Below are 23,277 nucleotides of genomic sequence, written 5' to 3'. Positions count from 1 at the left end.
GCGGGTCGTTAGCTCAGTGGTAGAGCAGTTGGCTTTTAACCAATTGGTCGTAGGTTCGAATCCTACACGACCCACCAAGCTCCGGCGCCCTCGCATTCTCGAATGCGGGGGCGTTTTGCTTACGTCAGGGAGCATTTTCACGTTAGACTTGTCGAAATTCGTGAATTGGGTGCGTCGCCCGGCGAAGAGATCGCCGACATCGCGGCGCTTCTAAGAGCCCGTTCAGGATCGTTACGAACGAAGGCGAGACAAGGCGGAAATGATCGAAAGAGCGGAGTTTACGAGTTGTAAATGAGTATCTTGACCGGGCTCGCGCACGAGAGCAGTTCCAACGCCGTATCGCCGTCAGTGCAGTAGATCATGAGCTGGCTTTGAAATGCAGGGGGATTCCCTGCCGAAAGAGTGATAGACACGATGACGATCATGACGCCTCGCGCGAGAGTGCAGGAGCACTTGGCTCGCGCCTACTGCCCTACCCGAATTCCTGCCGAAGACGAAGCCCGCATCGACGAGATCAAGCGCTTGCTGGAAGAGCGCAACGCGGTGCTCGTCGCTCACTACTATACCGACGATGCCATTCAGCAGCTGGCCGAGGAGACCGGCGGTTGCGTGTCGGATTCCCTCGAGATGGCGCGCTTCGGCGCACGCCACGAGGCCTCGACCCTGGTGGTGGCCGGCGTGCGCTTCATGGGCGAGACCGCCAAGATTCTCTCCCCCGAGAAACGCGTGCTGATGCCGACCCTCGAGGCCACCTGCTCCCTGGATATCGGTTGCCCGGCGGACGAGTTCGCTGCCTTCTGCGATGCGCACCCGGACCGCACCGTGGTGGTCTACGCCAACACCTCGGCGGCGGTGAAGGCGCGGGCCGACTGGGTGGTGACTTCCTCCATCGCCGTTGACGTGATCGAGCACCTGCACACCAGGGGCGAGAAGATCCTGTGGGCGCCGGACAAGCACCTGGGCGGCTACATTCAGAAGAAGACCGGTGCCGACATGCTGCTCTGGGACGGGGCCTGCATCGTCCACGAGGAGTTCAAGGCCAAGGGGGTCGATGACCTCAGGTCGATCTACCCGGATGCCGCGGTACTGGTGCACCCCGAGTCGCCGGCCAGCGTGGTGGAAGTCGCCGACGTGGTGGGCTCCACCTCGCAGCTGATCAATGCGGCACGCGAGTTGCCCCAGCAGGAGATGATCGTCGCCACGGATCGCGGCATCTTCTTCAAGATGCAGCAGGCAGTGCCAGAGAAGACGCTCTTCGAGGCGCCCACCGCCGGCAACGGCGCGACCTGCAAGAGCTGCGCGCACTGCCCGTGGATGGCGATGAACGCCCTCGACAACCTGGCGGGTGCCTTGCGCGATCACAGCGGCGAGATCTTCGTCGATGCCGAACTGCGTCGGCGTGCGCTGAAGCCGCTGGAACGGATGCTCAACTTCAAGCGCTGAGACGTCGCACGACGCCTCGCGGGTCATGTCGGCAAGGCGTTCTTGCATCGCTCAAAGTTGCTGTAGCGCGTCGCGATACTCCAGATACTCCTCGCGGCGCTGCTCGATGCGGCTGATCATGCCGAAGTCGTCGTCACGCCTGGCGACATCCTCGGCCACCTCGAGCTGACGAATGGCGCGGTCGATGCGCCCGGTGAGCTGCAGCTGCTCGGCGCGGGCCAGGTGACCCCAGACCTCATGGCCCGAGCGCCCGGCCGACTCGGCCAGCAGGGTGAAGACCTGCGGATCTTCCGGAGCTTGCTGGCTGAGCTCGCGGAGCACATCGAAGGCCTGGTTCGGGTCGTTCTGCAGTAGGATCTCGGCCTGCAACAGTCTGGCCGGGAAGTAGTCCGGCGCGAGTCGAAGAATGCGCTGGACCCGCGCCAGGGCGGCGTCCCGGCGTCCTGCGTCCAGGGCGATATCGGCGGCGCTGGCCGGTATCAGCGAGAGGTCGGGGAGCTCTCGAGCCAGGCTGTCGAGGCTATCGAGGGCCGCGTCGGTGCGGTTCTGCTCGGCAGCGATGAGGGCCTCCAGGTAGCGCAGGGCAGCCGCGGGGGGATCGTCCTGTCGCAATTGCGTCATGGCCTGGGCCGGGTGGCTTCGGTTCAGTTCGAGAAGGGCCCGGGCGCGAATCATGGCATAGGTCGGGTCGTCCCGGTGCGTGTCGCGTGGCGTGAGCTGGTCGGCCCGCCCCTGGGTATCGCTGATGCGCGACTGCGTCACCGGGTGGGTCAGCAGGAACTCCGGTGGGTTGCCGCCCTGGAGGCTGGTCAGGCGCTGCATGGCCCGGAACATGGCAGGCATGGCCTGGGGGTCGAAGCCGGCGTCCGCCATGGCGTCGAGGCCGACCCGGTCGGCTTCCTGCTCGAAACGCCGTGAATAGGCCAGCTGGTCCTGGATGAAGGCGGCCTGGGAGCCCGCCATGGCCGCGAGGCCGGCATTGCCGCCACCGCCTGCGGCGATCACCATGCCTGCCAGCATGGCGGCCATGGTGGGGAGTTGGGTTTCCTCGACCCGCTCCATGCGTCGTGCGAAGTGGCGCTGGGAGAGGTGCCCCAGTTCGTGGGCCAGCACCGAGGCAAAGGCGTCCTCGCTGGCGGCGAAGGAGAACAGTCCCGAGTTGACGCCGACGATGCCTCCCGGGACGGCAAAGGCATTGAGCAGTCGGCTGTCGACCAGGGTGACGATCACGTGCGTATCGCCGAGGTCGCTGTAGGGCAGCAGGCGCGCCAGGACCGACTCCACGTAGCGTTGTGCGATGGGATCCTGCCAGGCCGCGGTCTGGGCACGAAACTGGCGTAGCCAGGCACGACCGAGACGATGCTCCTGGTCGGTGGAGACGCTACTCCCGCCGCTGCCCAGGGAGGGCAGGCCGTAATCGTCGGCGAGTAGCGGTGCCGAAGGAGCGGCGAATGTCAGGGCGCCGACCAGCACCGAGATTGTCACAGAACGCAGCATGGCTATCCTCGCGATCGGGTAGCGCCAGTATCGGCCTCCCTTCTCGACATTGATTCGAGAAACAAAGTGCCTTTAAATCGAAACGATTTTCTATTTTCACGGGAGATGACATGGCTCTGCAACCTGACGATGTGCTCGATGCGCGCGGCCTGCATTGCCCGCTGCCGCTGCTCAAGGCGAAGCAGGCCTTGGCCCGTCTCGACACCGGCGCCGTGCTTTACGTGATGGCGACGGACCCGGGGTCCTGGAAGGACTTCGAAACCTTCGTCGGCCAGAGCAACGACGTCGAGCTGGTTTCCCGCGAGGAAGCCGAGGACGAATACCGTTACTGGATTCGCAAGGGTGCCGCCGTTACATGAAGATGAAGGAGGTCCTGAGAACCTGGGCCGAACGCTACTTCTCCGACGAGGAGGCGGTGGTCCTGTTGCTGGTGCTGATCCTGGGCTTCGCCATCGTGATCTGGCTGGGCAAGATGCTGGCCCCCTTCTTCACCGCCCTGATCATCGCCTTCCTGTTGCAGGGGATCGTCGGCTGGCTGGAGCGTCGCGGGATTCCTCGCCTGTTGTCGGTGCTGACGGTTTTCCTGATCTTCATGGGCACCCTGCTGGCCCTGGCGCTCGTGGTGATGCCGCTGGTCTGGAACCAGCTGGTCGAGCTGGTCCAGGAGACTCCGCGGATGTTCGCGCGAGTGCAGCAGCTGCTCGATGGCTTGCAGGCGCGCTATCCCACGCTGGTCACGCCGGATCAGATCCAGGCCTGGATCGCCACGGCGGGGCGCGAGGCCACCCAGCTGGGCCAGCGGGCGTTGACGCTCTCGCTGGCCTCCCTGGGGAACCTGCTGGGCCTGATCATCTATCTGGTGCTGGTGCCAATCCTGGTGTTCTTCCTGCTCAAGGATCGGGAGTCGCTCACCCGCTTCCTGCTTTCGCTGCTGCCGCAAAAACGCACCCTGATGACCGTCGTCTGGCACGAGATGGATCACCAGATCGCCAACTACGTGCGCGGCAAGGTGATCGAGATCTTCATCGTGGGCGTTGCGGCCTATGTCACGTTCTGGTTCTTCGGGCTGCCCTACACGGCCTTGCTGGGCCTGACGGTCGGGCTCTCGGTGCTGGTACCCTACATCGGGGCGGCGATCGCGACGATCCCCGTGGCGGCGGTGGCGGGTTTCCATTTCGGCATCAGCGACGAGTTCCTCTACGTGATCATCGCCTATGGGGTGCTGCAGGCGCTGGATGGCAACGTGCTGGTACCGGTGCTGTTTTCCGAGGCGGTCAACCTGCATCCGGTATCGATCATTCTTGCGGTCCTGTTCTTCGGCGGGATCTGGGGATTCTGGGGCATCTTCTTTGCCATTCCCTTGGCCACGCTGATGAAGGCGCTGGTGCGGGCCTGGCCCCGCACCGTGGGGCAGCGAGGCCAGCCTGTTCGCCAGGTCGATCTCGAAAACTGACATCACCTGGCCGCATGGAGCTCCCGGGCCGCTTCGAGCACCTCCTCGGCGTGCCCCGGGACCTTCACGCCGCGCCACTCCCGGGCCAGCTTGCCCTCCCTGTCGATCAGGAAGGTACTGCGCTCGACACCTAGATGCTCCTTGCCGTACATCTTCTTGAGCTTGATGACGTCGAACAGTCGACACAGCGATTCGTCCTTGTCGGAGATCAGCTCGAAGTTGAACTCCTGCTTGGCCTTGAAGTTCTCGTGGGCACGCAGACCGTCCCGGGAGACCCCGAAGACCCGCGTATCGACCTCGTCGAAGGCCGCCTTGCGATCGCGGAAATCGCCGCCTTCGGTGGTGCATCCCGGGGTGCTGTCCTTGGGATAGAAATAGATGACCACCTGCTTGCCCCGAAGCTGCGAAAGGGTGACGGTGGTGTCGCCGGTGGCCTGGGCGGTGAAATCGGGGACCGGTTGGCCGACGTTGATGCTCATGAGGTACTCCTTGCGGGTGGCAGAAAAGGTATCGAAGAGAGTATACGCAAGCACGCTCGGGCACCTGTACAGGCTTTCTTCGCCTGAGTACCATTTGCCCCTCGAACAGCGTGTCGAACGCAGCGGCCGTGACAGCCCCCATGACCTCGCCGAGGTGAGGTAACATGGCGGCTGGTCGCAGCATGGCCAAGGGCGGTTTCACAAGAGGACACCCCGAATGATCACAGGCAGCATCGTCGCGTTGGCGACGCCGATGAAGGTTTCCGGCGAGATCGACTGGGAGGCCCTGCGCCACCTGGTGGGCTTTCATCTCGACCACGGTACCGATGCCATCGTTGCCGCCGGCACGACCGGCGAGCCCACCACCATGTCCTTCGCCGAGCATTTCGATGTCATCCGTACCATCGTCGAGGAAGTGGCGGGTCGCATCCCGGTGATTGCCGGCACCGGCGCCAATGCCACCTCCGAGGCCGTCGAGCTGGCTCGCTACGCCCGGGAAGTGGGGGCCGACTACTGTCTGTCCGTCTGTCCCTACTACAACAAGCCGACCCAGGAAGGGCTGTTCCAGCACTTCAAGGCGGTGGCCGAAGGGGGTGACTTGCCGGTGATCCTCTACAACGTGCCCGGTCGCACCTGTTCGGATCTCTACAACGAGACGGTCTTCCGGCTGGCGGAGGTGCCCAACATCATCGGCCTCAAGGACGCCACCGGCAACCTGGAACGCGCCGAGGATCTCATCGAGCGTCTCAAGGGCAGCGACTTCGCCCTCTATTCCGGTGACGATCCCACCGCCTGCGAGTTCATGCTGATGGGCGGGCATGGCGACATATCGGTGACCGCCAACGTGGCACCCCGGGCGATGCACGAACTGTGCCAGGCCGCCGTGGCCGGCGACAGCGACAAGGCCCACCAGATCAATACGCGCCTGATGCCGCTGCATACCGCCCTCGGGGTCGAAGCCAACCCGATTCCAGCGAAATGGGCGCTCAACCGCATGGGCTATGCCGAAAAGGGTATTCGCCTGCCGTTGACCTGGCTCTCCGAGAAATATCACGCCACCGTCGATGAGGCCCTGCAGCTTGCCGGCGTGCTGGAAGAGTGACACCGCGCCGTGGCATCCAGGCAAGGCCTTGCAGGCCTTGTCGACCGCGCCCCCAAGAAAAGGTAGATGCATGAACCCCGTCTTCAAGTGGATACCGCTGGCCGTCGCGTTCGCCCTGGCGGCAAGCGGCTGCAGCCGCAGTGGCTATTACTACGATCGCAACGAGGAGTATCGCGAGGCCGAGCTGGCCGAGCCGTTGCAACTGCCCGAGACGCGTCGGGCCAGCCGCTACCAAGATGCCATGCCGGTCCCGCCGGCCAGCAACGACTTTCTGGCCGAGGGTGAGTTCGAGGCCCCGCGCCCCCAACCGCTGGCGGGCAGCCGCCAGGGCGAGCAGGCCTTCATCGAGGAGCGTGAGGCCGGTGCGGACCGCTGGTTGCTGGTCAACGCCGCTCCGGCCGCCATCTGGCCGAGGCTGCAGGCCTTCGTCGATCAGCGTGGGCTCGCTACCCAGGCGCTGGACGCCTCCAGTGGTCGCATCGTCACCGACCAGGCCACCCTCAGCGTACGCCAGGGGCTGCGTGGCAACACCAGCGAAGTGCGCTGCGAAAACGCTGCGGGTGTCCACTATGCCCAATGTCTGTCGGCCTTGAACGACTACCTGGCGTCCTTCGGCGAGCAGGAGCAGAGTGTCTCTCTGGCGGCCCAGAACCTGTCCCGGGATGATCGCGTGCGACTCGAGAATGCCGGTGGCGAATGGCAACTGCTCATGGCGCTGGGCTTCGATCGCGCCTGGTCGGAACTCTTCTACCAGCTCGAGAACAACTTCGCGGGCGAGGGTCGCCGGTTGCTCGACCAGAATCGCAGCCGTGGCGAGTTCCTGGTCGAGTATACTCCGCGCGGCGAGGAAGGCGGTTTCTTGGGTCTGTTCGGCGATGACGCGGAAACGCGGCGCTACCGGCTCGAGGTCGACGAACCCGGGCAGGGGACGACGCGAGTGCGCGTCGCGGCAGCGGACGAAGCGCCACTGAGCGGCAGCGACGCCCGGGAGCTGCTCGATACGCTGGCCGCCACCCTGCGCTGATGGGAACGCCACAGCCTGCCCGAGCCGGGGGGCAGCAGCTGCGCTTTGCCTCATTGGGCAGCGGCAGCAAGGGCAACGCAACCCTGGTCAGCGATGGCGAGACGCATATCCTCATCGACTGCGGTTTCGGCCTGCGGGAAACCGAGGCGCGTCTGGCCCGGCAAGGGTTGCACCCCCGACAACTGGCGGCGGTGCTGGTCACTCACGAGCATGGCGACCATATCCGGGGCGTCGGCGCCCTGGCGCGGCGTCACGGTCTGCCGGTCTATCTGAGTGCCGGCACCTGGCTCTCCGGGCGACTCGGTGACGTGCCCCGGCATCGGTTGATCACGCCCCAGACACGTTTCGCGATCGAAGGGCTGGAGATCGACCCGGTGACCGTGCCTCACGATGCCCGGGAGCCGGTGCAGTTCCGTATCGACGCCTGGGGGCGGCGGCTCGGGGTATTGACCGATCTGGGCCATCCCAGCGCCCACGTGACAAAGGCTTTCCGGGGCTGCGATGCGCTCATTCTGGAGTGCAATCATGACCCGGGGATGCTTGCCGAGGGGCCTTACCCGCCGCATCTCAAGCGCCGTGTCGGCGGCGACTGGGGGCATCTGGCCAATGGCCAGGCCCATGCGCTGTTGCGTCAGGTGGGACTGGACCGCCTGCAGCATATCGTCTGCTCGCATATATCCGAGCAGAACAACCGCCCCGAGCTGGCCCGGGAGACCCTCGACCCGCTGCTCGATGGCGACGAGAGGCGACTGGTCGTCGCCGCCCAGGACAAGGGAATCGATTGGCAATTCATTGCCTGAAGCGCGATCTTTTATGCCTGACCCAGGTGTTCCTTCCATCCACGACGTACCCTTTCGGAGACCCCCATGGAAAAACGCGACGCGCTGTATGCCGGTAAGGCCAAGTCCGTCTACCGCACCGACGATCCCGGTCGCTTGATCCTGCACTTTCGCGACGACACCAGCGCCTTCGACGGCAAGAGGAAGGAAGCCCTGGCGCGCAAGGGCATGGTCAACAACAAGTTCAATGCCTTCATCATGGGCAAGCTCGAAGAGGCGGGCATCCCCACCCATTTCGAGAAGCTGCTGTCGGATACCGAATGCGTGGTCAAGAAGCTCGACATGATCCCGGTGGAATGCGTGGTGCGCAATCTCGCCGCCGGCGGCCTGGTGCGTCGTCTTGGCGTGGAGGAGGGTATCGTGCTCGATCCACCGACCTACGAACTGTTTCTCAAGAACGACGACAAGGGCGACCCGATGATCAACGAGTCCCTGGCCGAGACCTTCGGCTGGGCGACACCGGCGCAGCTCGAGCGCATGAAGGCGCTGACCTTCCGGGTCAACGACGTGCTCAAGAATCTGTTCCTCGAGGGCGGCATGCTGCTGGTCGACTACAAGCTCGAGTTCGGCATGGTCGATGGCGAGGTGGTGCTGGGCGACGAGTTCTCGCCGGATGGCTGCCGGCTTTGGGACGCCAGGACTCGCGAGAAGATGGACAAGGACCGCTTTCGCCAGGGGTTGGGCGGCGTCATCGAGGCCTACGAGGAAGTGGGCCGGCGACTGGGCATCGATTTCGCCTGAGCGCTACGGCCGGGGTCGGGCGATTTCCAGCACCCTCATGACGAGGGTGTCGCTCGCTCTGGCCTCGGCACGAAAACGCACATCGACATCACGCAGGCGTACGCCGTAGACCCGCTCGTCGGCGACGTCGCCGCGATAGGCCGGGCGCGGGTCCTGGGCCAGTACCTGGATGATCAGCTCGCGCAGCGAGTCGCGGTCGGGGCGCCGGGCGAGAGCCGCCTCGGCCTCCGGCGAGAAGTCGACGGGGTGGCTCGGCGGCGCCGCCGGCGCGAAGCCGGCGTCGGCATCGGGGCGCGATTCCGCCCAGGGCAGGTAGGGCTTGATGTCCAGCACCGGGGTGCCGTCGATGAGGTCGTGGCCGCGCAGGTACAGGCGCACGCCGGCATCGATCTCGATGCTTTCCAGCTCCACCAGCGAGAGGCCCAGGCGATTGGGGCGGTGGGTACTGCGGGTGGCGAAGACGCCGGTTCGGGCATTGCCCCCCAGGCGCGGCGGCCTCACCAGCGCCGTCCAGCGTTTCGGGCTACGATGAAAGACGAAGGTCAGCCACAGATGACTGACCCGCTCGAGGCCTCGCACCGCATGGGGGTCGTCGAACGGCGGCAGCAGATGCAGCACCGCTCTTCCGGCGGGGGCTAGCCCGGGTTGACGGGGTACGCCGAACTTGTCGGGGTAGTCGCTGGCGATACGCCCGATGGGTGTCAGGGTGAAGGCGACCTCATGAAGAAGGTCTGAAGCGTGGTCGGTCATGGCACCATTATGCCGTGGGTGGACTCTTTTTTCTTGGCAAGAGGCATGAAGTGATCGATCTGGAAAAACTGGCCCGCGACCGCCGGGAACGTCTCGGTGCCCCTGGGGCGCGCTTCGAAGTCCCGACAGGAGACCGGGTGACATGATTCGCGCCATCGTCATGGATATCGAGGGCACCACCGGCTCGATCCGCTTCGGGCGTGATGTGTTGTTTCCCTATGCCCGTCGTCGCATGGCGGCGTTCGTTCGCCAGCGCGGGGAGGACCCGGCAGTGGCTGACCAGCTCGCCGCGACGCGTGAACTGGCCGGCGAGCCCGAGGCCGACCGGGAGCGGTTGGTCGCGATCCTCGACGAGTGGATCGCGGCGGATCGCCGGGTCACGCCGCTCAAGGCACTGCAGGGCATGATCTGGGAAGAGGGGTACCGTCGGGGAGACTTGACCGGCCATGTCTATCCCGATGCCGTCGAAGGCATGAAGGCATGGCACGCCGCCGGCATCCCGCTCTACATCTTTTCGTCCGGATCGGCCAGGGCGCAGAAGCTGCTGTTCGCCCATTCCGAGGCGGGGGATCTCACGCCACTGCTGACCGATTACTTCGACACCACCACCGGCCCCAAGAAGGAGGCCGAGAGCTATCGACGCATTGCGGCGCATCTGGGGCTGGCCGGTCACGAGATCCTCTTCCTGTCGGACGTGGTCGATGAACTCGATGCCGCTGCGGCGGCGGACTTCCACACCACGCAGCTGGTGCGCGAGGCAGGCATGATCACCGGTGACCATCCGGTGGCGGCAAGCTTCACGGCTGTAAGGCTCCCCGAGTCATGAACAGCATGCTCGATCGTGTGATCTTTCGCGTGGCCGTGCCGGGCGATGCGGCGGACCAGGGAGAAGTATTCCATCACGCCGTCATGCAGGGGGCGGCAGGACACTACACTCTGGCACAGCGGGAGGCCTGGGCCTCGGCGTTGCCCCGGGAAGCCAGTGCCTGGGCGACCCGACAACTGTTCTACCCGACCCTGGTCGCGGTCTGCGACAGACATTGCGTCGGCTTCGTCGAGCTCGATAGGGAGGGGGAGCGCATCGAGACGCTGTACGTCTGGCCCTCCCTGGCCCGGCGGGGCATCGGGTCACGTCTGCTGAGCTACGCCGAACAGGCGATGCGCGAGGAAGGGGTTTCCATGCTGCGCATCGAGGCCAGCCTGATGCTGTGGGCGGGCCTTGAGAGCCGCGGCTGGAGGCGCATCGGCGAAGAGTGGGTCGAGCGCCAGGGGCAGCGCCTGATCCGGGTGCGGATGGAGAAATCGCTGAGCAACTCTGAACCCTAGCGGGAATCGACCTGGATGACCCGCATCGACAGATCGATGGCCTTGACGTCCTTGGTCAGCGCGCCGATCGAGATGCAGTCCACGCCGGTGGCGGCGATCGCTTCCAGGGTCGTCTCGCTGACGTTGCCCGACGCCTCCAGGGTGGCCCGTCTGGCGGTGATGCGCACCGCCTCGCGCAGCTCCTCCAGCGAGAAGTTGTCAAGCATCACGATGTCGGTTCCGGCTTCGAGGGCCTGTTCGAGCTCCTCGAGATTCTCCACTTCCACCTCCACCGGCAGGTCTCTGGCGATGTTGCGCGCTTCCTTGACCGCGGCGGCGATGCTGCCACAGGCGGCGATATGGTTTTCCTTGATCAAAAAGGCGTCGTACAGGCCGATGCGGTGGTTGTGACCGCCCCCGCAGGTGACCGCGTACTTCTGGGCAAGACGCAGCCCCGGCAGCGTCTTGCGGGTGTCCAGCAGGCGCACGCCGCTGTCGGCGACACGCTGCACGTAATGACGCGTACGCGTCGCGGTGCCCGAGAGCGTCTGCAGCAGGTTGAGGGCGGCGCGTTCGCCGGTCAGCAGGCTGCGTGCCGGGCCTTCGAGCTCGAGGAAGACGTGGTCGGCGCTCAGGGAGTCGCCGTCGGCGGCATGCCAGGTCAGGTTGACCCGGGCGTCGAGACGCCGGTAGAGCTCGTCGACCCAGGCCACGCCGCAGAGCACGGCGTCTTCCCGGGAAATGACCCTTGCCCTGGCCCACTGGCGCTCGGGAATCAGTTGCGCCGTGATGTCGCCCGGACCGACATCTTCCGCCAGCAGATGCGCGGCACTGGTGCGGATCTCTTCAGCGAGTGCTTCGTAATAGTGCATGGGGACCTTGCTCCAGCATGTGCGACAATGGCCACCAGTATAAAGAAAGCCACCGGCATACGGCAGGGGAGAGCCTTCATGCGGATCGAAGCGCATTGGCTGCGGGAGGCCAGGCGAGTGCCATCGCCCAATTTCAACGAGCGACCCGACGACGAGATATCGGCCCTGGTATTGCATTCCATCAGCCTGCCGCCCGGGCGTTTCGGCGGTGACGCCATCGAGCGCCTGTTCACCAATTCCCTTGATCTTTCGGCCCATTCCTACTTTGCTAACCTCGAAGGCTTGAGAGTCTCGGCTCATCTCTTGATTCGCCGGGACGGTGAGCCGGTGCAGTTCGTGCCCTTCGACAAGCGCGCCTGGCATGCGGGCCGATCGCACTGGTGGGATAACGGGAGCGTGCGCAGTGGACTCAACGACTTCAGCATCGGGATCGAGCTCGAGGGGGACGAGGTCTCGCCATATCGGGAGCGTCAGTATCTCACCCTGAGTCGCTGCATCCGGGCGCTGGCGAGGGCCTATCCAGGCATCACGGCAAGGCGTATCACCAGCCATGCGCACATAGCGCCGCTGCGCAAGAGCGACCCGGGGCCAGCCTTCGATTGGGCTTATCTACGCCAATCCCTGTTGCGCGATCGGTGATCGTGTAGCTGGATTACATGACGTACGACTTCTGTCGAGGGGTGAGCCGTGTTCCGCAAATGCTCATGGTGCCGTGCAACAAGCTGTTTGGAAATAATTTCCACATTGCTTTCAATTGGCAGAGGGGGTGCTTTACGGTATCTTCGTCGCCAACGTTGGTGCATTCGTGGTGCACCTTTGTAAATAAATTACACGAGGCTTTCGGCGACGTCCCGGCGACATGGGGCTATACCGAAAAGCATCATGGCCCTTTTCGACAAGAGCAAGGGCGGCTGACATCACATCGTCATTCGGAGAGACGTCTATGAGTCTGGAGGCAAGAGAAGATATCGATCCGACCGAAACCGCGGAATGGTTGGAATCCCTGGAGTCGGTCCTGGATCATGAGGGCGAGGAACGCGCCCAGCACCTGTTGAGCCGTTTGGCCGACCGTCTGCGCCGTGACGGTGTGAAGGTGCCTTTCTCGGTGACGACTCCCCATCGCAACAGCATCCCCGTGCATCGCGAGGCGCGCATGCCCGGGGACATGTTCATGGAGCGACGCATCCGTTCGTTGATCCGCTGGAACATGGCCGCTCAGGTCATCCGTACCAACAAGAAGCACAAGGGCCTCGGCGGCCACCTGGCCAGCTACATGTCGAGCGCGACCCTCTACGAGGTAGGTTTCAATCACTTCTTCCGTGCCGCCAACGGCGATTTCAAGGGCGACATGGTCTACATCCAGGGCCACAGCTCGCCGGGCATCTACGCGCGCTCCTTCCTGGAGGGGCGCCTGACCCAGGAGCAGATGGACAAGTTCCGCCAGGAGGTCGACGGCGACGGGCTCTCCTCCTATCCGCACCCCTGGTTGATGCCGGACTACTGGCAGTTCCCCACGGTTTCCATGGGCATCGGCCCGATCACCGCGATCTACCAGGCCCACGTCATGAAGTACCTGGACGCGCGTGGCCTGCAGCCGATGCAGGATCGCAAGATCTGGGCCTTCCTGGGGGATGGCGAATGTGACGAGCCGGAGTCCCTGGGTGCCCTGCACCTGGCGAGCCGCGAGAAACTCGACAACCTGATCTTCGTCGTCAACTGCAACCTGCAGCGTCTCGACGGCCCGGTGCGCGGCAACTCTCGGGTCATGGACGAGCTCGAGGGCGTGTTCCGCGGCGCCGGCTGGAATGTCATCAAGGTGGTCTGGGGCCGGCTTTGGGACCCGCTGTTCGAGCAGGACAAGAAGGGCGTCCTGCAAAAGCTCATGGACGAGACCGTCGACGGCGAGTACCAGAACTGCAAGGCCCAGGGCGGTGCCTACACCCGCGAGAACTTCTTCGGCAAGTATCCCGAGACCAAGGCCATGGTCGAGGACATGACCGACGAGGACATCTGGAAGCTAAACCGCGGGGGGCACGACCCGCACAAGGTCTACGCGGCCTATCACGAGGCGGTCAACAACGCCAACGAGCGTCCCACCGTGGTGCTGGCGCACACCGTCAAGGGCTACGGCATGGGCGGCGGCTCGGGTGAGGCCGACATGGAGGCCCACCAGATCAAGTCGATGGATACCGAGGCGCTCAAGAAGTTCCGCGACCGCTTCAGTATCCCGATCACCGACGAGCAGCTCGACAGCGGCGACATGCCGTACTACAAGCCGGCGGACGACAGCCCGGAAATCAAGTACATGCACCGTCGCCGCGAAGAGCTCGGCGGCTACCTGCCGGCGCGCAAGAGCGACTTCGAGGCCATCGAGATCCCCGGGCTCGACGACAAGATGTTCGCGAGCCAGACCAAGGGCACCGGCGACCGGGAAGTCTCCACCACCATGTCCTTCGTGCGCATCCTGAACGGCCTGGTCAAGAACAAGCGCTTCGGCAAGCAGGTCGTGCCCATCGTGCCCGACGAGGCGCGCACCTTCGGCATGGAGGGCATGTTCCGCCAGCTTGGCATCTACACCTCCGAGGGCCAGAAGTACGAGCCCATGGATGCCGGGCAGATCATGTACTACCGCGAGGACAAGGCCGGCCAGATTCTCGAGGAAGGCATCACCGAGGCGGGCGCCATGTCGGCGTGGATCGCCGCGGCGACCTCCTACGCCAACAACCACCTGCCATTGCTGCCCTTCTACATCTACTACTCGATGTTCGGCTTCCAGCGCATCGGTGACCTGGCCTGGGCCGCCGGCGACATGCAGGCCCGTGGCTTCATGATGGGGGGTACCGCGGGGCGCACGCCGCTGAACGGCGAAGGCTTGCAGCACCAGGATGGCCATAGCCATATCCTGGCCTCGACCATCCCCAACTGCCGCAGCTACGACCCGACCTACGGCCACGAACTGGCAGTGATCATCCAGGACGGCCTGAAGCGGATGTATCAGGACAAGGAGAACTGCTTCTACTACATCACCCTGATGAACGAGAACTACCAGCATCCCGAGATGCAGGAGGGCACCGAGCAGGACATCATCAAGGGCATGTACCTGCTGCGCGAGGTAACGGGCAAGAAGGGCAAGGGCCACGTGCAGCTGATGGGGTCCGGGACCATCCTGCGCGAGGTAGAGGCCGCCGCCGAGATTCTCAAGGAAGAATATGGCGTGGGTTCCGACATCTGGAGCGTGACCAGCTTCAACGAACTGCGTCGCGAGGCCCTGGAAGTCGATCGCCAGGCGTTCCTCAAGCCCGACGACGAGCCGGGCAAGCCTCATGTCACGCGCTGCCTGGAGGGTCGCAAGGGGCCGGCCATCGCCTCCACCGACTACATGAAGCTGTTTGCCGATCAGGTGCGCGCCTGGGTGCCCACCGACTATCACGTGCTCGGCACCGACGGCTACGGTCGTTCGGACACCCGTGAGAAGCTGCGCCACTTCTTCGAGGTCGACCGCTACTTCGTCACCGTGGCGGCACTCAAGGCGCTGGCCGAGCGTGGCGAGATCGAGCGCAAGGTCGTGACGGATGCCCTCAAGAAGTACGGCATCGATCCGAACAAGCCCAATCCGCTGGTCTCTTGAGGCAGCGGTGACTGGCTTGGCGGCAGGACGGGCTACGCTAGAAGGGAAAGTGGCCCGACTGCCCCAAGTACGAATTGCGCCTGCGGCGAGCACGATAAGAAAGGAGCGCGACCTTGAGTAGCGAAATCATCAAAGTTCCCGACATCGGCGACAGCACCGACGTCGAAATCATCGAGATTGCGGTCTCCGAGGGTGATGTCATCGAACCCGAGGACACCATGATCACCCTCGAATCCGACAAGGCCAGCATGGACGTGCCGGCGCCCAAGGGCGGCAAGGTGGTCAAGGTGCTGGTCAAGGAGGGCGACACGGTCTCCGAGGGTGATGATATCCTCGAACTGGAAACCGAAGGCGGGGGTGACACCGAGTCCGACCAGGGCGACGAGGACGCTTCCGAGAAGTCGTCCAGCAAGCAGGACGCCAAGGAAGAGGAGTCGGCGGCCAAGAAGGAGGACGAGAAGCCGTCCAGGAAGAAGTCGTCGGGCGGCGGCAAGCGCACCGTCGAGGTCAAGGTGCCGGACATCGGCGACAGCACCGACGTGGAAATCATCGAGGTGGCGGTTTCCGAAGGGGACGAGATCAGCGAGGAAGACCCCCTGATCACCCTGGAGTCCGACAAGGCCAGCATGGACGTGCCCAGTCCCTACAGCGGCAAGCTCGTTTCCCTGGCGATCAAGGAAGGCGATACGGTCTCCGAGGGTGACCTGATCGGCACCATGGAGATCGCCGGCGAGGGCGACGAAGGTGACGACGGGGAGGACGGTGCCGAGAAAGAGACTGAACAGGCGTCGGCAGAGGCAAGCGATGACAGTGCCGAGGACGACGAGGGCGAGCAGGAGGATGCCAGCGGCGGAGAGCCCGAGCGCAAGGAGATTCGCGTGCCGGACCTCAGCGGCAGCGAAAACGTCCCGATCATCGAGATGGCCGTGGCCGAGGGCGACGAGGTCAACGAGGAGGACCCGCTGATCACCCTGGAGTCCGACAAGGCTTCCATGGATGTGCCCAGCCCCTACAAGGGCAAGCTCGTCGAGCTGGCGGTCAAGGAAGGCGATACCGTCTCCGAGGGGGACCTGATCGGCTACATGGAGGTGGCCTCCGAGGGCAAGGCCAAGCCGAAGAAGGCGGCGCAGTCCGACCAGAAGACGGCCACGTCCGAAAAATCCGAAAAGTCCGAGAAGCGCAAGGGCGACGAGGCCTCCAAGCCGAGTGCTCCTGCGACGCCGAGCCCGGAAGCGCAGATGGCCGAACAGAAGCCGCGCGAAGGCAAGCTGGTGCATGCCGGCCCGGCGGTACGCATGCTGGCACGAGAGCTGGGGGTCGATCTGACCCAGGTGACGCCCAGCGGGCCCAGGGAGCGGGTGCTCAAGGAGGACGTCCACGCCTACGTCAAGCAGGCGATGAAGCGTCAGGGCGAGGCGCCGGCGGCTGGCGCTGCCGCCGCCTCGGGCGGTGCGGGCATTCCGCCGGTACCTGCCGTCGACTTCAGCCAGTTCGGCGAGGTCGAGGAGCAGCCGATGGGACGTCTGCTCAAGCTGGGGGCCGACAACCTGCACCGCAGCTGGCTGAACGTGCCGCATGTAACCCAGTTCGACAAGGCCGACATCACCGAGCTGGAAGCCTTCCGCAAGTCGATGAAGGCCGAAGCCGAAGCCCAGGGGGCCAAGCTCACGCCGTTGCCGTTCCTGATCAAGGCCTGCGCCTATGCCTTGCGCCAGTATCCGCAGTTCAACGTCAGCCTGCATCCCGACGGCGACAAGCTGATCTGGAAGAAATACGTGCACATCGGGGTCGCCGTGGACACCCCGAACGGGCTGATGGTGCCGGTGATCCGTGACGCCGACAAGAAGTCGCTGATCGATCTGGCCAAGGAGTCCGTGGAGCTGGCCAAGAAGGCCCAGTCCAAGAAGCTCAAGCGCGAGGAGATGCAGGGCGGGTGCTTCACCATCTCGAGCCTGGGCTCGATCGGCGGGACGGCCTTCACGCCGATCGTCAACGCCCCGGAAGTGGCCATCCTGGGCATTTCCAAGTCCCAGATGGAGCCGGTCTGGAACGGTCAGGAGTTCGCCCCGCGGCTGATGATGCCGCTATGCCTCTCCTATGACCACCGGGCGGTCAATGGTGCTGATGCGGCGCGCTTCACCGCCCTGCTCGGGCAGCTGTTGAGCGATATCCGTCGGTTGTTGATGTAAGCGCCGACACCCCCGGCTAAGGAATTGCTGAATAAATCGCCGAGCGAAATGAAGTGCAAGGCGCACGGAGCGCAGAAAACGAGACATAACATGGGGTTAGGCGAGTTTTCGAGCACCGCGCAACGCAGTAATTCGTTCGTGTAGGCATTTATGCAGTGATTCCCTAAGGCGGCCTCGCAAGGCCGCCTTTTTGTTGGGTGTCATCCAGGCAGACCAAAGTGTTAATGGCACGCCCGATGGCGGGCGCTACAGTGAGTAACATGGACCGACGCGATCCCTGCGACGATCGTGTGCTTGTCTGGCTGCCGGGGCCCGAGTATCGTCGCTCGTCATGTTACGCCGCTAACAACTCAAGACTCGAAAAACTCAAGGAGCAGCACCGATGCGTTTGATTCTCTTGGGGCCCCCGGGCGCCGGCAAGGGCACCCAGGCCCAGTTCATCTGTGATCACTTCGGCATCCCCCAGATTTCCACGGGCGACATGCTGCGTGCTGCGGTCAAGGAAGGCAGCGAATTGGGTCTCAAGGTCAAGGAGATCATGACCACTGGCGGTCTGGTGTCCGACGACATCATCATCGCCCTGGTCAAGGAGAGAATCAGTGAGCCCGACTGCGTCAACGGCTTCCTGTTCGATGGATTCCCGCGCACGATTCCCCAGGCCGATGCCATGAAGGAAGCGGGGGTCAAGCTCGACCACGTGCTGGAAATCGCCGTCGACGACGAGGAGATCGTCAAGCGCCTGGCCGGCCGCCGGGTCCACCCCGCCTCCGGACGCGTCTATCACATCGAGTACAATCCCGCCAAGGAGGATGGCAAGGACGACGTCACCGGCGAGGCCCTGGTCCAGCGTGACGACGACCGGGAGTCGACGGTGCGCAATCGCCTGACGGTCTACCATGAGCAGACCAAGCCCCTCGTCGACTACTATCGGCAATGGGCGCAGCAGGAACCCGAGACGGCCCCGGCCTATCATCGCGTCGAGGGTACCGGCAGCGTCGCCGATATTCGCAAGCAGGTGATCGCGGCGCTGGAGGGCTGACTCCTCTCGATCGCCGGTCGTATCGGCCCGGGGCCTGTCCTCGGGCCGTTGCATTCCCGGGCGCGGGTTTTGCCCGCCCCGCGCTAGTCGTATAATGCGCGCTTCATTTCTCGACGGTGATCGCACATGGCAACCCTGCTGGCTCTGGACGCCTCCTCGAGTGCCTGCTCCTGCGCGGTGTGGCGCGACGGCGAGGTGATTTCCCGGTTCGCGCTCACGCCTCGCGAACACACCCGCCGCCTGATGCCGATGATCGACGAGGTCATGGCCGAGGCCGGGCTGGCACTGGCGGATCTTGACGGCCTGGCCTATGGGCGTGGCCCGGGCTCCTTCACCGGATTGCGAATCGCTGCTGGGGTGGCCCAGGGGCTGGCCTTCGGTCTCGAGCGACCGTTGTTCGGCGTCTCGACCCTCGAAGCCCTGGCCCTGGCAGCCCATCGCCGCCATCACCTACGTCACCTCGTGCCCGCGCTCGATGCGCGCATGAACGAGATCTACGTGGCAGCCTATCACTGCCATGACGGCGTCTTGACGTGCCTGATGGCCGAGTCGGTGATCAAGCCGGAGTACCTGAGGCTTCCCCCGGTCGGAAATGACATCGACTGGTGCGGCGTGGGCTCGGGCTGGACGCTATGGGAGGCCATGCCCGTTCCGACCAAGGATGGGCTGAGCCAGCGCCTTCCCGATCTGCAACCGGCCGCCGACGAGATGGTGCGTCTGGCAGCACGGGCCTTCGACGCCGGGGAAGGGCGGCCGGCTCAGGAAGTGACACCGGTGTATCTACGGGATCAGGTGGCGTCCAGGCGCGGCTGATTCGGCACCTTTTCAATCACCACGGGACTCATCGATGGATTGGCTACAGCTGGTAGCGCTGGCCCTGATTCAAGGGTTGACCGAGTTTCTTCCGATCTCCTCCTCTGCGCATTTGATCCTGCCTTCCCAGGTGTTCGGCTGGCCCGACCAGGGGCTGGCCTTCGACGTTGCCGTGCATGTCGGCACCCTGGCGGCGGTGGTGCTGGTGTTCCGCCACCAGGTGGTCGATATCCTGCGCGGCTGGTTTGGCCAGTTTGCGGGTTCGGGGGCGCTGGCCGCCCGGCAGACCCCTGCCAGCCGTCTGGGCTGGATGGTGCTGCTGGCGACGCTGCCGGCGGTGATCGCGGGGGCGCTCTTCAACGACCTGATCGAAACCTCGCTGCGCTCTTCCCTGGTCATCGCCATCACGACCCTCGGGTTCGGCCTGCTGCTGTGGTGGGCCGACGTGCGAGGCGTGCGCCGCCGTGACCTGACCACCTTGACCTTCAAGGCGGCACTGATCGTGGGGCTGTTCCAGGCCCTGGCACTGATTCCCGGTACATCGCGCTCGGGGATCACCATCACCGCCGCCTTGTTGCTGGGGTTCGATCGCCTGAGTTCCGCGCATTTCTCGTTCCTGCTGTCGATACCGCTGATCCTGGCCGCCGGCACCCTCAAGGGGCTCGAACTCGCCCAGAGCGGTAGCGACGCCGCCATTCACGATGTAGTGCTCGGCGCCGTGCTCTCCTTCGTTGCCGCGCTGGTCTGCATCAAGCTGTTTCTGGCCGCCCTCGAACGTATCGGCATGTGGCCGTTCGTGGTCTATCGCCTGGTGCTCGGAACCGCGCTGTTGCTGCTGTGGATGGCATGACCCCTTCCATCGTGGCAGTGGGTGAAGAGCTGCGGGTACTGGCCGAGCGGCTGGGCCTGCCCTGGGTGGCGACGCGGCCGGCAAGGGGGCTGGCGCTGATCGAGACCGCCGAAGGCCTGGCCATTGCCGGGCCACCCGCGGCCTATGGCAAGCCACTGACCGTGAATCTCGTATCGGGCAGGGCAGATCATCGGCGGCGCTTCGGTGGCGGTCGTGGCCAGCTTGTCGCCAAGGCCTGCGGCCTGGGCAAGGGAGTGACGCCCTCCATCGTCGATGCCACCGCCGGGCTCGGGCGCGACGCCTTCGTGCTGGCCGGCCTGGGCGCCGAGGTGCTGATGCTCGAACGGGTGCCGGCCATCTTCGCCCTGCTCGAGGATGGCCTGCGGCGTGCCCGGCACGACAGCGAGATCCGCCCCATCGTTGCCCGACTGGGGCTGAGACATGCCGATGCCGCCGTCGACTTGGCGAGCGTGGTGGCCGAGGCTGGCTTCGAACCGCAGGTGATCCACCTCGACCCGATGTTCCCCCATCGCAGCAAGTCCGCGCTGGTCAAGAAGGAGATGCGGCTGTTTCGTGAGCTTGCCGGCGACGACGACGATGCGCCGCGCCTGCTCGACGCTGCCCTGGCGGTGGCGACCCACCGCGTGGCGGTCAAGCGTCCACGCCAGGCGCCGCCCCTCGCCGGGCCCAGGCCGGCCCATGTCATCGAAGGCAGGACCAGCCGCTATGATCTCTATGTGCACCGCGCACTCAGGTGACGGCGAGACCCTCGTCCGGCTGCCGGGTGATCTGCTGCAGCCGGTGGCGCAAGGCGGGGTCGAAGAGGGATCGGCGACGCAGCTGTGCCACTTCCAGGGCGTCGTTGAAGCACAGTCGCTCCTGCTCCTGCCATAGCCAGCCCTGCTCTTCCAGCACGTCCAGCAATCCGCTGAACAGCGGACGGTCGAAGAACTCCGGGGCATTGAGACCGGAAAGCAGGGTCAAGCGCTCGGCCAGCTGGCGGCTGTGCTCCTCGAGGGATTCCCGGGTCAGGCTGCCGCTGGGGTAGCGCAGCAGTGTCGTCAGCAGCAGATAGTCGCGCTCCAGGGAGGGCTGGATCAGCCGGCCGAGCAGATGCAGACGCTCGCTGTTCGCGTCATGCCCTGGCGGGCGACTCCAGGTTTCCCCCTGGTGCAGCAGCAGGCCTTGCCGAGCCAGGGTGTCGAGCGTCTCGTCGAGGGCACTGGCGAAATCCATGGGGAGCGAGGCGAACAGCTCGCGGCTGACCAGCGGCCAGGCCGGTGCCAGGAGTTCGTGAAGGGTGGCCCGCTCGAAACGCGCGTTGTTGCGAAAGGCAAACGCCACCAGGGCCGGCAGGGCGAACAGGTGCAGGACGTTGTTGCGATACCAGGTCAACAGCGTGGCCTGCTGCTGGTTGGCGAGGATCAGTTCCCCCAGCGCCTGGTCGCGGCGCTCGATGAAGCCCAGCCATTCGGTCTCGTCGATCCATTCGCCCGGTTCGCCTTCGGGAAGGTTGAGCGTGGTGTCACCCGGGCCATGCCGCAACAGGTCGACCAGAAGCGCCGTCTGCGCCTTGAGCAGCCTCGCCTCGATGGCACGGTGCGACGTGGCCAGCAGCACCAGGGCCACGAGGTTGACCGCATTGAGGGCGGCCACGGCGTTGATCCGCTGGCCCAGGGTGCGGCCCAGGCTCGTCACCGTCGGGTTCAGCCAGGACGGGCGGGGAGCCTGGTCCCGGCGCCATCCGGGAGCACTGGCGTCGAGGAACTCGCCGAGCTTGAGCGGTTCCCCGACGTTGACCGCGACGCGCCCGAAGGGCTGGCGCAACTGGCCGAGTACCCGGAACAGGTCGAAGGGCGACTCCTTCTTCTTGCGTCCACCTTGCAGCTCCTTGAGATAGCTGGCGCTCTCCAGCACCTTCTCGTAGCCGATATAGACCGGCACGAAGGCCAGTTCGCGCTGGGTCCCGCGGCGGTAGGAGCGCAGCGTCATCGACAGCATGCCCGGCCGAGGGGCCAGCAGGCGACCGCTGCGGGAGCGGCCGCCTTCGATGAAGTATTCCACCGGATGTCCTCGGGACAACAGGCGATGCAGGTACTCGTTGAAGACCGCCGAATAGAGCCGGTTGTCCTTGAAGCTACGGCGCAGGAAGAAGGCGCCGCCGCGGCGCAGCAGCGGCCCCACGAGCGGCATGTCGAGGTTGCGCCCCGCGGCCACATGAGGCGGCATCAGCCCCTCGCGATAGAGCACGTAGGAAAGCAGCAGGTAGTCGATATGACTGCGATGGCAGGGCACGTAGATCAGGGTGTGGTCACCGGCCAGCGCCTTGGCGCGCTCGAGCCCCTGGACACGCACGCCGCCATAGAGCTGGTTCCAGAGTCGATGCAGCAACTGGTCCAGGAAGCGCAGCACCGGATAGCTCATGTTGGAGGCGATCTCGCGTCCATAGCGTCCGGCACGGCGCTCCATGCGCCCGGGCGACACCTTCGAGGACGCAGCACCTTCGGCTATGGCCCGCTGTATCTCGGGACTGCTCACCACGCCCTGGATCAGGGTATGGCGATGCGACAGATCGGGCCCCAGGACCCGCGTGCGGATACGGCGGAAATGCACCCGCAGCAGGCGGGAGACCTTGCGGCTCACCAGTTCGGGGGTTCGCCCGTCGATCAGCTCGCGCAAGGACAGGGGATCGCCGAGATAGAGCTCGACGTTCTTGCCGTTGACCAGTACCGATAGCAGCCGTTGCAGGCGCCCCGTAAACTGCCAACTGTCGGCGGCCAGCAGCTTTCTCAAGCCGAAGGTCTTGCCCGGCGCTCGCCCCCAGAACACGCTGACCGGTACCAGTCGCAGTTCCTGCCCGGCGTGAGGGGCGGTCTCGAGCAGACTGACGATCTCGGCAAAGGGGGCTCGCTTCCTCGGCGAGCCTCGCCACAGGCGCCGCTTCGAGGGCGACAGGGCAAGGCTGCATTTCAGGCTGTGGGAACCCAGATGCAGGCGCGCACTCGGCAAGGGCAGGCCGTGTCGCCGGCAGAAGGTCTCCAGGAGCAGCGTATCCGTCAGCGCCGGCTTGGGAAACACATAGATGATCGGTGTATCGTGACCGTAATCCAGCATGTGTGGAGCAGGTTCCACCAGGCGCAGATCGGTCCACCAGGCGAGCAGGCGTCGCAGCGGCGCACGCAGTGGAGTGAGCAGAAAAGTCAGCAAGGCCGCTCCCGGCAAACAGGAATGTTCCGGCATTATAACGGCTTGT

The 23,277-nt window shown here is 64.8% G+C and carries 21 protein-coding genes and 1 tRNA gene; 17 read left to right on the top strand and 5 right to left on the bottom strand.

Annotation, left to right across the window (positions count from 1 at the left end; genetic code table 11):
• Positions 1 to 2 precede the first annotated feature (2 nt).
• Positions 3 to 77: transfer RNA gene (locus tag BUA41_RS03565), tRNA-Lys, on the top strand.
• Between the two features lie 337 nt (positions 78 to 414).
• Positions 415 to 1,443, top strand: a complete 1,029-nt coding sequence (gene nadA, locus BUA41_RS03560) for a quinolinate synthase NadA (protein ID WP_072819802.1) — start codon at positions 415 to 417, stop codon at positions 1,441 to 1,443.
• A gap of 51 nt (positions 1,444 to 1,494) precedes the next feature.
• Here the strand turns inward: nadA and BUA41_RS03555 are convergent, their stop codons facing one another.
• On the bottom strand, positions 1,495 to 2,940 hold the full coding sequence (locus BUA41_RS03555) for a M48 family metalloprotease (RefSeq protein ID WP_072819800.1): 1,446 nt from the start codon (positions 2,938 to 2,940) through the stop codon (positions 1,495 to 1,497).
• 110 nt (positions 2,941 to 3,050) lie between these two features.
• On the opposite strand from BUA41_RS03555, the gene BUA41_RS03550 reads away from it, so the two are divergent.
• Positions 3,051 to 3,299, top strand: coding sequence for a sulfurtransferase TusA family protein (locus tag BUA41_RS03550; RefSeq protein WP_072819798.1), 249 nt, complete (start codon positions 3,051 to 3,053; stop codon positions 3,297 to 3,299).
• Positions 3,296 to 4,393, top strand: coding sequence for an AI-2E family transporter (locus tag BUA41_RS03545; RefSeq protein WP_072819797.1), 1,098 nt, complete (start codon positions 3,296 to 3,298; stop codon positions 4,391 to 4,393). The genes BUA41_RS03550 and BUA41_RS03545 overlap by 4 nt, the downstream gene beginning before the upstream one ends.
• A gap of 2 nt (positions 4,394 to 4,395) precedes the next feature.
• On the opposite strand, the gene BUA41_RS03540 is transcribed toward BUA41_RS03545, so the two are convergent.
• Positions 4,396 to 4,872, bottom strand: coding sequence for a peroxiredoxin (locus tag BUA41_RS03540; RefSeq protein WP_072819796.1), 477 nt, complete (start codon positions 4,870 to 4,872; stop codon positions 4,396 to 4,398).
• Positions 4,873 to 5,089: 217 nt separating this feature from the next.
• Here BUA41_RS03540 and dapA point away from each other — a divergent pair, with 217 nt between their 5' ends.
• The 4 genes from dapA (at position 5,090) to purC (ending at position 8,578) form a co-directional block, all read left to right on the top strand.
• On the top strand, positions 5,090 to 5,974 hold the full coding sequence (gene dapA, locus BUA41_RS03535; RefSeq protein WP_072819795.1) for a 4-hydroxy-tetrahydrodipicolinate synthase: 885 nt from the start codon (positions 5,090 to 5,092) through the stop codon (positions 5,972 to 5,974).
• A gap of 70 nt (positions 5,975 to 6,044) precedes the next feature.
• Positions 6,045 to 6,998, top strand: a complete 954-nt coding sequence (locus tag BUA41_RS03530) for an NlpB/DapX family lipoprotein (protein ID WP_072819794.1) — start codon at positions 6,045 to 6,047, stop codon at positions 6,996 to 6,998.
• Positions 6,998 to 7,798 (top strand): MBL fold metallo-hydrolase, encoded by an 801-nt coding sequence (locus BUA41_RS03525; protein ID WP_072819793.1) that lies wholly within the window; start codon positions 6,998 to 7,000, stop codon positions 7,796 to 7,798. Before BUA41_RS03530 ends, BUA41_RS03525 begins: the two co-directional genes overlap by 1 nt.
• Before the next feature lie 66 nt (positions 7,799 to 7,864).
• Positions 7,865 to 8,578 (top strand): phosphoribosylaminoimidazolesuccinocarboxamide synthase, encoded by a 714-nt coding sequence (gene purC / locus BUA41_RS03520; RefSeq protein ID WP_072819792.1) that lies wholly within the window; start codon positions 7,865 to 7,867, stop codon positions 8,576 to 8,578.
• 3 nt (positions 8,579 to 8,581) lie between these two features.
• Here purC and tsaA read toward each other — a convergent pair whose 3' ends face one another.
• Positions 8,582 to 9,328 carry a tRNA (N6-threonylcarbamoyladenosine(37)-N6)-methyltransferase TrmO gene (tsaA, locus tag BUA41_RS03515; protein ID WP_072819791.1) on the bottom strand — a complete coding sequence of 249 codons (747 nt, stop codon included), beginning with the start codon at positions 9,326 to 9,328 and terminating at the stop codon, positions 8,582 to 8,584.
• Positions 9,329 to 9,470: 142 nt separating this feature from the next.
• On the opposite strand from tsaA, the gene mtnC reads away from it, so the two are divergent.
• Together mtnC and BUA41_RS03505 are read left to right on the top strand one after the other, a co-directional pair.
• A complete protein-coding gene (gene mtnC, locus BUA41_RS03510) occupies positions 9,471 to 10,154 on the top strand; it encodes an acireductone synthase (protein ID WP_072819790.1) in 684 nt (227 codons plus the stop codon).
• Positions 10,155 to 10,159: 5 nt separating this feature from the next.
• Complete coding sequence (locus BUA41_RS03505; protein ID WP_072820161.1) at positions 10,160 to 10,654, top strand: GNAT family N-acetyltransferase; 495 nt, start codon at positions 10,160 to 10,162, stop codon at positions 10,652 to 10,654.
• Here the strand turns inward: BUA41_RS03505 and nadC are convergent.
• On the bottom strand, positions 10,651 to 11,505 hold the full coding sequence (gene nadC, locus BUA41_RS03500) for a carboxylating nicotinate-nucleotide diphosphorylase (protein ID WP_072819789.1): 855 nt from the start codon (positions 11,503 to 11,505) through the stop codon (positions 10,651 to 10,653). The two genes, BUA41_RS03505 and nadC, sit on opposite strands and share 4 nt — an antisense overlap.
• A gap of 78 nt (positions 11,506 to 11,583) precedes the next feature.
• Between nadC and ampD the strand changes: the two genes are divergently transcribed.
• The 7 genes from ampD to BUA41_RS03465 all read left to right on the top strand — a co-directional run bounded on the left by ampD (position 11,584) and on the right by BUA41_RS03465 (position 20,782).
• The gene (gene ampD / locus BUA41_RS03495) at positions 11,584 to 12,144 is read left to right on the top strand and encodes a 1,6-anhydro-N-acetylmuramyl-L-alanine amidase AmpD (RefSeq protein ID WP_072819788.1); all 561 of its coding nucleotides are present in this window, start codon (positions 11,584 to 11,586) and stop codon (positions 12,142 to 12,144) included.
• Positions 12,145 to 12,448: 304 nt separating this feature from the next.
• Entirely contained in the window at positions 12,449 to 15,133 is a 2,685-nt protein-coding gene (aceE, locus tag BUA41_RS03490) for a pyruvate dehydrogenase (acetyl-transferring), homodimeric type (protein ID WP_072819786.1), read from the top strand.
• A gap of 113 nt (positions 15,134 to 15,246) precedes the next feature.
• A complete protein-coding gene (aceF, locus tag BUA41_RS03485; protein WP_072819784.1) occupies positions 15,247 to 17,322 on the top strand; it encodes a pyruvate dehydrogenase complex dihydrolipoyllysine-residue acetyltransferase in 2,076 nt (691 codons plus the stop codon).
• A 382-nt stretch (positions 17,323 to 17,704) separates the two neighbouring features.
• Entirely contained in the window at positions 17,705 to 18,361 is a 657-nt protein-coding gene (gene adk / locus BUA41_RS03480) for an adenylate kinase (protein WP_072819782.1), read from the top strand.
• 126 nt (positions 18,362 to 18,487) lie between these two features.
• Positions 18,488 to 19,174 carry a tRNA (adenosine(37)-N6)-threonylcarbamoyltransferase complex dimerization subunit type 1 TsaB gene (tsaB, locus tag BUA41_RS03475; RefSeq protein ID WP_072819780.1) on the top strand — a complete coding sequence of 229 codons (687 nt, stop codon included), beginning with the start codon at positions 18,488 to 18,490 and terminating at the stop codon, positions 19,172 to 19,174.
• 34 nt (positions 19,175 to 19,208) lie between these two features.
• Positions 19,209 to 20,024 carry an undecaprenyl-diphosphate phosphatase gene (locus tag BUA41_RS03470; RefSeq protein WP_072819774.1) on the top strand — a complete coding sequence of 272 codons (816 nt, stop codon included), beginning with the start codon at positions 19,209 to 19,211 and terminating at the stop codon, positions 20,022 to 20,024.
• Positions 20,021 to 20,782, top strand: coding sequence for a class I SAM-dependent methyltransferase (locus BUA41_RS03465; RefSeq protein WP_072819773.1), 762 nt, complete (start codon positions 20,021 to 20,023; stop codon positions 20,780 to 20,782). The genes BUA41_RS03470 and BUA41_RS03465 overlap by 4 nt, the downstream gene beginning before the upstream one ends.
• Here BUA41_RS03465 and plsB read toward each other — a convergent pair.
• Positions 20,775 to 23,231, bottom strand: coding sequence for a glycerol-3-phosphate 1-O-acyltransferase PlsB (plsB, locus tag BUA41_RS03460; RefSeq protein WP_084671113.1), 2,457 nt, complete (start codon positions 23,229 to 23,231; stop codon positions 20,775 to 20,777). The two genes, BUA41_RS03465 and plsB, sit on opposite strands and share 8 nt — an antisense overlap.
• Positions 23,232 to 23,277: the final 46 nt, after the last annotated feature.

The sequence above is a fragment of the Modicisalibacter ilicicola DSM 19980 genome, from assembly GCF_900128925.1.
In the GTDB taxonomy this organism is placed as follows: Bacteria; Pseudomonadota; Gammaproteobacteria; order Pseudomonadales; family Halomonadaceae; genus Modicisalibacter; species Modicisalibacter ilicicola.
This window is presented reverse-complemented; position numbering and strand designations above follow the sequence as displayed.